This is a genomic window from Sphingobium sp. (assembly GCF_035511395.1).
Lineage (GTDB): Bacteria > Pseudomonadota > Alphaproteobacteria > Sphingomonadales > Sphingomonadaceae > Sphingobium.
In genome coordinates, this window is record NZ_DATKFP010000329.1 from 1 (window position 1) to 8,470 (window position 8,470).

Consider the following 8,470-nt stretch of genomic DNA (forward strand, 5'->3'; position numbering starts at 1 on the left):
GTGGCGAAGTCGTCCGTCCGCGAGAAGGTTGAAGTAGACCTCGGTGATATGATCGGTGCCGGTGATGCGCACGCCGATCCAGTCGGTGCCTTCAAGGCGTTCGATCCGCGACGCAGGCTTGCCGTCGATGCGGGGTTGCAGGGCGACCAGGAACTTCTCGCGATCGCTTTTTCCGACGGGCTGGAAGCCGAAGTAGGCCTGCTTTACTTTCGGGTCCTCGTCGGCGAGGCCCTCATGGCTGACGAGGCGCAGTGCATAAGGATAGTCGGTCGGCAAACCGCCGTCCGGCAGAGCCGCCGGGAAGAGTGGTGTGACGTCGACGCCGGCGTCCCCGTCGCGAATTTCGACTGTCCCGCCTTTTCGCGTCGCTGTACCGCCATGATGCAGCAGCCATTCGAACTGACCGGGATCGCGGCTACGCAAGTCGTCGATGAGAAGGATCGTGTCTCCTACCCAAAGGATGTTGCGGTAGTTGCGCTGGAAGTACCGGCTCGTCGGACCGGTTGCGTCCGCCCATGCGTAGCGAACGTTGGGCGTGTCGAGCACATGGTCGATGGTGCCCATCGAAGCCGACCCGTCGTACAGGTCGCTAGCGGGCTCCGCGTGTCCGTCGATGGTGACGACATTGTGGGCTTCGCTCTGCCGGTAGTAGCTGTCGTATTCCGGCGTCGAGTAGCTCGAATGGCCGGAATCCGCGATCAGCGTGCGCCCCTTGTGATAGAGGATGAAGCTGCCGGCATCGGCATGATTGTGGTTCCAGGCGAACCCGGATTTGACCGCGAGGAGCGTGGCGTCGGGGGACCAGTCGCTGCGCATGGTCAGCAGGCCCTGGTCGTGCGATACGTAAGTGCGCGATGCGCCGGTGGACGCTGACGCCGATGCGCGTGCCGACGCGTCAGGGAAATAGGGAAGGTTGGTGGCATCCTTCCACGCATCCTTCGCAGGTACGGCGGAGAAGCCGGCGATGTACTTCAGGTACTCGGGATTATGGTCGCCGAGTGCCCACAGGTCGACCAGCGTGTGGCAGCCACAACTCGGCGGGCGGCTGTCACCGAAGTTGAGCGACACCCACCCTTCGTTGCGGGGATAGCTGGTGGCGAGAAAATACCCCGCGATCTTGTCGAGACCCTTGATGGGGGAGGGCGCGGTGCCCATCGCTTCGGTCCACGACCGGCGGAAAAGCATGAGGCTGTGCAATGCCAGCTCGGCATAGGAGACAGTCTCCGAATAGGCGCCGTCACGGCCGAAGGTGGGTGGCTTGGTGCCCATGCGGGTGCCCGGAAACTCGAACCATTCCACGCTTGCCTCGTCGATGCGGCGGGCCCAGTCGAGGCCACGAGGATCATCCTCGCGCACGGCAAGCGCCGCCACCCCGGCGCCGAAGACGATGTGCGCCCACCAGTTGTGGCCCATCGTGTCGAGCGTATGGATGCGCTTTGCACCATCGACCCAGTCGTCCATGATCGGGAGGATAGCGCCTCGGATGAGACCCTGGACGATGGTCTGGCGATCGTCCTGCGACAGCGTGTCGCGCACGGCGTCATAGGCAATGCCGGTGCTCGCGGCGGCGTATCCCATACCGAGATCGGATCTCCAAGGCGGATCGCGGCGGGCGAGGGGGGCGTCGGTCAGCCAGTTGGCCTTTGCCGCACGCTGCAGCAAAAGCGTCCTTGCCCCTTGCGCGTACTTTGCTTGGCCGGTGACACGGAATGCGAGTGCGAGAGCCTCCAGCGCGGTGTCGATCTCGCGGTCACCCTTGAGAGGAGAAGAAAGGGCCTTGTCCGCCGTCTTGTGCAAAGCATTCCAGCGCGCGCGCGCCTCGGCGTCGCTGGCGATCAGCTGCTTGACCCGCACGATGTTTGCCGGATTGAAAGCGAGGCTGGGAGGGGCTGCGCCTGACTCCTGTGCCTGCCCTCCCACGGGGCAGGATGCTATCGTCAGAGCTGCGGCTGCCAGCGCGGTACGCATCATCTTATTCATTCCTTCGCCCACGCGGAGCGCGGTGGGGATTAGCTCCGTTGCCGGCCGTCAGGCCAGCCTCTCGAACAGGATCGCCTGACCGCCGCTCGGCCGCATCGCTACAGTGATGGTGGCGGCGCCATCCACCTCGCGGTGAGAGACGACCACCTCGGTCAGGTAGGCTTGGGACTGCTGCACTCCGTCTGCGAAGAAGGTTGCGCGCCACTTTCCTTCTCCGAGGAAGGCGAGGGGAACTTTGATCGTGCGGGCCTCCTCGTTGGTCATAGCGCCGAGGAACCAGCGTTCGCCACTTCGCCGCGCGACCGCGACGTATTCGCCGGGGTCGCCGCCAATCGCGTGCGTTTCGTCCCAGGTTGTCGGACATTCGTCGAACCAGTGCAGCGCGGGCCAGTTTCCGGCACGGTACTTGGCCGGAGCGTCGTACCAGTAAAGGAACGTGAGCGGATTGTAGTAGACCGCCGCCATAGCCAGCTGGTGCGCGTTGGTCGTCTTGTTCATGTAGTGATCGTAGCAGATCGTATAATCGATCGGCCCGGACAGCGCGCGGGTGAAGGGCAGGGTGACGTTGTGCCTTGCGGTGGGGAACTGCTCGTTCCCGCGAACGCCTTCGAGTGCGACATAGTTCGGCAAGGTGCGCTCCAGCCCGGCGGGACGCAGATTGTCGTGCAGGTTCACCAAGAGGTAGTTGTCGCCGCAGGTCTTCACGAGGTTGTAGATCCAGTCCACATCCTCCTGCCGTCCTTCCCAGATGAAGCCGAACTTGATCCCGGCTATACCCCACTTGCGGTATGTGGCGACGATAGCATCGAGCTGGCGCATCGCGGGCATGCGGTCGACGTAGACGATTGTGCCAATCCCGTTCTCGCGCGCGGCGGCAACGATGCCCTCGATGTCGAAGCCGTCGATCGGGCGGGTCGCATCGCTAGGGTCGGTGCCGTCGCCATACCAGTGTGCGTCGAACTCGATGTAGTCCAGCTTGCGCTCGCGGGCGAAGGCAATGCCTTCCATGGCGCCTGCGTTCGAATAGGGTTTGCGAATCCGAAAAGCGCGGCCCGGGCGTATCCAGTCGTCGGAGTCGAGCCTGTCCGGCGTGGCGAGCGTCGGCACGAGCCCGGCCTTGTCGATCAGTGCGGCGGGACGTTCGCCGACCATGATGACGCGCCAGGGCGTAGCGAAAGGCGCTTCGATGGCGAACACGGGTGCGGCGTGCGTGTCGCCGGGCCCCGAATAGCCGGTGGCGCGGCCCGGGAAGTGCATCAGGCGGCTGACCATCGTCTGCTCGTCCTCACCCGGTGCGAACATCATGCGCGGGTAGTGCAGCCGGTCGGATTCGCACAGCAGCATGGCGAGTCCTGCGGGTGTCTGGGCCAGTACCGGCGTGTCGGCCAGCGCGCCCTTGTCGGTGCTGGCAGTCAGTTCGGGATGAGGCACGGGCGCTATGCGGCCTGGCGAGGAAACGGCATACTCGCCTTCGTCGCGGCTGGTCCAGACACGGGTTCCGATTGGCATGCGGAATTCGATCTGTTCGCCGCCCAGCGTTATGGACTTCGTTGGCGCGGAGATCAGCACGAAGCGGCAGGCGATCCCGTCGTCGTGCGCGAGCAGGCGGATTGCGAAGCGAATGCGCGTCCGGCGGTCCTCGAAGCGGGCTTCCAGCTGGTTCGCCTTGCCGTCATAACGCGCGGAGATTCCATAAGGGGGCTGCCAGGTGCCATCGATGGTGGTGATCTCCGAGGCGAGGAACTTCGCATCCGGTCCGAGGCGCTTGCCATCGCCAAGCACGAGCGCCAACCGCGAGGGTTCCAGAATGACGGCGTTGCCGTGCCGGGCCGCCCAGCGCGGGTGCTCGCCGCGCGAGGTGGGGACCAGCAACTCGAGCGTGATACGTCCATCGGGCGATGACACGGTCAGGCGCTGACCCTCTGCGGCAGCATCGGCGCGGGCCGCAGGGATGGTCGCGGCTATCCCTGTCGCGGCAGCGCCAAGGCTTGCCAGGATGGTGCGGCGATTGGTCTTCATGCTTGTTCTCTCTCCCGCAAGGCGTGCCGGCATCAGCGGATGCGCAGGGCCTCGACGTGCTTGCCTACCACCATATCCGCAGCCTGCGGGGTGTCGATGCGTTGGCCGGCGATGCTGAGGTTCTCGATCGTGACGTTGCGAACGGCCGTCTTCGCGGAAAGACCCGAGATGACCGATTGGCTCGGCATGCCCTCGCCGGTGAAGGTGACGTTTCGGATGGTCACCCCGTCGATCCCGTGTCCCGGCGCCTTGTTGTATCGGGCGTTATCGCCTGCGACGATGTTGATCAGCTTGCCTTCCTCGATCCTGTCGACGCGGATGTTGCTGAAGGTGATGTTGCGGATGAGGGTACTGTCGCCCGAATAGGCAGCGATCGCTCCTTCCCAGTCGGGGTCATCCTCGTCGAGATTGGCGATGTCGATGTTGTCGAAGGTGACGTCGCGGATCGTGCGCGGGTCGGCATTGTCGCCGAAATGCCCGATGTAGAGCGCGTGAGCCACATCGTTCCAGATGCGCAGGTTGCGGACCGAAATATCAAACGTGTCCCCCGGCGGGTTGACGTCGGGAATGCCCGTCTTCGCCGCCCGCTGGCGGCACAGCGGACAATCGGCGACGGCGTAGACCACCACAGCGTCGTCCGACACGCGCAGGTAGCCGCCGTCGATGGAGACATGCTGCGAGGTGGAGATATTGATCCCGTCCGACCATTTGCCCGAGGTGAAGCCGGTGACGTTGCGCAGCGCGACATTGCTGGAATTGCGGATGTTGATGACCCGTGCCGCGTCCTTGCGATCGGTATTGACCATGATGAGGTCCGAGATCGCGATGTTCTTCGCCTTCTCGAGGTCGATCCCCCGTCCGGGATCCCATAGCATCCCGCGTCCCGTTATGCTGACGTCCTTCACGCCCTCCAGCGCGAAGGAACCCTTCAGGACGGCCCCGCCTGCAAGGTAGATGCGCTCGCCGGACTTGACCGGGAACACGTCGCTGCGCTCGGGCGGGAGATGGAGGCCCGGCTCGAAAACGCGCACGTTCGGCCCGGTCGGCGCGCCCGCGGGCACGGCCCCGGCCAGGATGTGCAGGTTGTGGAGCCGGTCGTCATCGAACTGGAGCGAGAAGCTCTCCGGACGCGTCAGCGTCAAGCGCACGATGTTTCCCTGGCGTTCAGGCTTCACCGCGCTCGCCAGCGGTGCGACGGAGACCGTATCGAAGCGGCCGTTGTTCTTGAGCACCTCGATTTCAACAGTGCCTTGGAAATCGAAATACACCATCGACGCATTCTGTCTGGTGTCGGTATCGACCTGGACGCGGTATTCGTAGAGATCCTGCCAGGGCCCGCCGGGTTTGCGCACGCGAACCGTGAAATCGTCGTTGAATGCCGAGTACATCAGACCCTTGGGCACGGGATAGACCTGCAGGGCATCTTGTGCGGCGAGGACGGCTGGTGCCGCCGCGCAGGACAGGGCGATGGCGGCAAGGCAGATGCCGGTTCGGCGCAGGATCTTGGCTTTGCGCATCGAAGTGACTCCTGGGCGATGCGATGGCATCAGAAATTCGCCGTCCCGGTCAGGAAGAACGAGCGTGGCTGGGTGGTCAGGATCCCGGTGGTTGCATTGGGATACATGCTGATGATCTGGGCCTGCGACAGCCCCGAGACCGGCAGGTTCGGGTTCTGGATCGAGAAGATGCCGATGTCGTTGAACACGTTGTTCACATTGAAGCCGAGGCGGAAGTCGGGTGTCACGTCGTAGGACAGCGAGAGATCGGTCTGGCTCTGGCTAGGGAACGTCGTCAGCCCCGTGAAGTTCGACGGACGGGAGCCCAGATAGGTGAAGTTGACAAGGGCCGTGAACGGACCGGTCGCATATTCCAGGCCAATGCGGCCCTGCACCTTCGCGAGGTTCTCAAGCTTGCTGTCGGGATAGGCCTCCAGCTGGTCGTCCGCCCGGCCCGTCTGGCCCATGTTCCAGTTGTACCATTCGAGCGCCTTGCCCTTCTGGAGCGTCACGGCGGCCGTCAGGCGCAACTGCTGCGTCATGCGGACATCGCCCTCGATCTCGACCCCGTAAACCCTCGTCTTGTTGAAGGCGGGCGTGGTGACGTAGGTCGTGCCGTCAAGGTCGGTCCCCTGGCCGACGACGTTGACCTTGTCGAGCAGGGTGAGGAACGGGGTCAGCGTCAGGCGCACCCTCGGGCTCACATAGCTGAACCCTGCTTCGTACTGGGTGATCAGCGGCGGCGTGATCGGCTGGTTCTGGGCCTTGAACACCGTGTCGTATCCGCCCCAGAGGCCATCGCCGTTCTTCTTGCCGCGGGCATAGCGGACGTACGCCGAGAACCGATCGGAGAAGCGGTAGTTGGCTGCCGCCGTGTAGTTCACGAAGTCGAGCTTCTTGTCGAAAGGCACTTCACGGTTCAGCACGCCGACCAGATTGTCGTAGATCGTCAGCGGATCGCCATCGACGCCGCCATAGGTGCGATCGCGGGCCTGCGGGTTCGCGGAGGCAAGCAGGTTCGTGCCCCTGTAGCCGAAGCGCTCGTAGCGGATACCGGCATCGAGGGTGAGCTTGTCGGTCGCCTTCCAGTTGAGGCCGCCGAACAACGAGGTCGAGCGGTTCTTCACGGTGTTGCGGACCGGCGCAGTGCCGATCGAACCGAACCCGGCGGAATTGGTCATATGATAGACATTGCCGGTCGCGGCGTCGGTGAAAGTGACCTGCGCGGCCTCCATGTCTGACTGGATGGGAGCGATGTAGCCGCCGGGCGGCAGCAGTTCGCGCACGAACTTTGATCGCGACAGGTAGCCCCCGGCGGTCACGGTCAGTCGGCCGACGCGCTTGGAGATCGTCAGCTGGTCGATGAACGACTGCTCGTCGAAATCGGTCGAGGTGCCGGTCCCCGAAATGACGCCGTTGGCCAGGACCTGCTGGTTGGGCAGGTTGTTGGCCAGCACCGTGTAGCCGCTGGCGGCGCTGGCCACGCGGGCGAGCAACTGGCCGTTACTGCCGGTCACCGTGATCGTTCCGGGGACGCGGCTGAGCCCTGCGGCGCTGAAACCGAGGTTGTTCCACAGGTTCTGGTTGTCCAGACCGAAAGTTCCGACGCCGTTCTGGTTGAGCTTCAGGCGGTTGTCGTTGAACCGGAAATGATTGCTGATCTGGAGCGTGTCGTCGACGTCGTGCTCCCACTTGAGACCCACGGTCCGCGCGACGGTGTGGTCGAGATTGTCCGGCTCGAAGCGCTGGCTGTCCACGACGCCTGATCCGGGAATGGTGAAGGCCGATTTGCGGCCCAGCGTGTAGTTGTCGTAGCGCGACAGGCCGGGCGCGATCTGCGGATCGTCGAAGCCGATCGAGGGTATGCGCTCGGAATCGTAGGATCCGTTGTGATCGTCGAGATACTTGCCGTAGAGCACCAGCGAGCCCGACCCGTAGTTCCAGCCCAGCGATGCCTTGATCTGCCCACCTCGGTTGAACGGATAGGCGGTCGGCCGTGGGCCGAACGAACGGCGATAGAACCCGCCGATCGAGCCATAGACGCCGCTTTCGCCGAACTCGGTGCCGTAGTAGGCGTCCGCACGCTGATAGGGCTGGCTCTTGCCTTCGAGGCCGATGCGAACCGAGGCCACGCCGCCATCGTGGTCGGTGAGGGCATTCTTGGAGATGTAGTTGAACAGACCGCCGGGCGCGTTGGGGCCCGTGACGGTCGCACTGCCGCCGCGCAGCGCCTCGACGCGTTTCAGCGTCAGGTCCTGGCGATAGAAACTGTCGGGTTGGAAGCCGCTGCCCTGAATGCCAATCACCGGCAGGCCATCGTCGAGCAGGGCGACGAAGTAATATCCCGATGTCGCGGACTGCGTTCCGACCGACAGGCCGCGCGCATAGACGATGTTGCGCGCCTCGCCGATCGATGAGTTCACATAGACGCCCGGCACGTTCTTCAGAAGGTCGGCGGCGCTGACCGGGGCCGAGCGTTGTACGGTGTCGGAATCGATGGTCGAGATGGCGACGGCTGCGTCACGCTTGGCCGTGCGGCTTAGCACGCCCGTGACGATGATCTCGTTGGCCGAGGCATCCTGCGCATTGGCGTCGGTGTCCTGGGCAAATGCCGGCAGTGCCGAGCACGAGGCAAGAAGCACGCAGGTCAGCCTGATGGTCGCGACAGGGCGCCGGTTTGAGCCGGGCAAGATATTGGAATTCATGAAGCGCTCTCCCAAGGGGCGTCTGGTTGTTGTCCAAACTGATATCGATATCAGACATGGCGCGCAAGTGGGTATCGATATCAGAAAGGTGCGTATATTCATCTTATATCCGGAAGGATGCCCGCCGTTACCGCCGCACGTCGCCGCCGGATGCGGAGAAGGCTTCCAGCTCTTCTGGACCGACGAGGCACATGTCTCCGGGCTGGGTGTGCTTGAGGACGGTATAGGCGAGCCCTGCCTGCGCGGTTTCGACCAGTCCCGCGCCCTGCA

The 8,470-nt window shown here is 63.9% G+C and carries 4 protein-coding genes; all 4 read right to left on the reverse strand.

Annotated features, from left to right (window positions below):
* The coding region (locus VMR39_RS22810; protein WP_325419410.1) for a heparinase II/III domain-containing protein at positions 1–1,971 on the reverse strand (1,971 nt) is incomplete at its 3' end.
* A 57-nt stretch (positions 1,972–2,028) separates the two neighbouring features.
* The gene (locus VMR39_RS22815) at positions 2,029–3,999 is read right to left on the reverse strand and encodes a glycoside hydrolase family 97 protein (protein ID WP_325419412.1); all 1,971 of its coding nucleotides are present in this window, start codon (positions 3,997–3,999) and stop codon (positions 2,029–2,031) included.
* 32 nt (positions 4,000–4,031) lie between these two features.
* Positions 4,032–5,402, reverse strand: a complete 1,371-nt coding sequence (locus VMR39_RS22820; protein ID WP_325419414.1) for a glycosyl hydrolase family 28 protein — start codon at positions 5,400–5,402, stop codon at positions 4,032–4,034.
* A 143-nt stretch (positions 5,403–5,545) separates the two neighbouring features.
* Positions 5,546–8,200 carry a TonB-dependent receptor gene (locus VMR39_RS22825; RefSeq protein ID WP_325419416.1) on the reverse strand — a complete coding sequence of 885 codons (2,655 nt, stop codon included), beginning with the start codon at positions 8,198–8,200 and terminating at the stop codon, positions 5,546–5,548.
* Positions 8,201–8,470 lie beyond the last annotated feature (270 nt).

What these genes read in the sequence shown, in the direction of transcription:
- VMR39_RS22815 (WP_325419412.1), bottom strand. Translation starts at nt 3,999, where the DNA reads ATGAAGACCAATCGCCGCACCATCCTGGCAAGCCTTGGCGCTGCCGCG.
- VMR39_RS22825 (WP_325419416.1), bottom strand. Translation starts at nt 8,200, where the DNA reads ATGAATTCCAATATCTTGCCCGGCTCAAACCGGCGCCCTGTCGCGACC.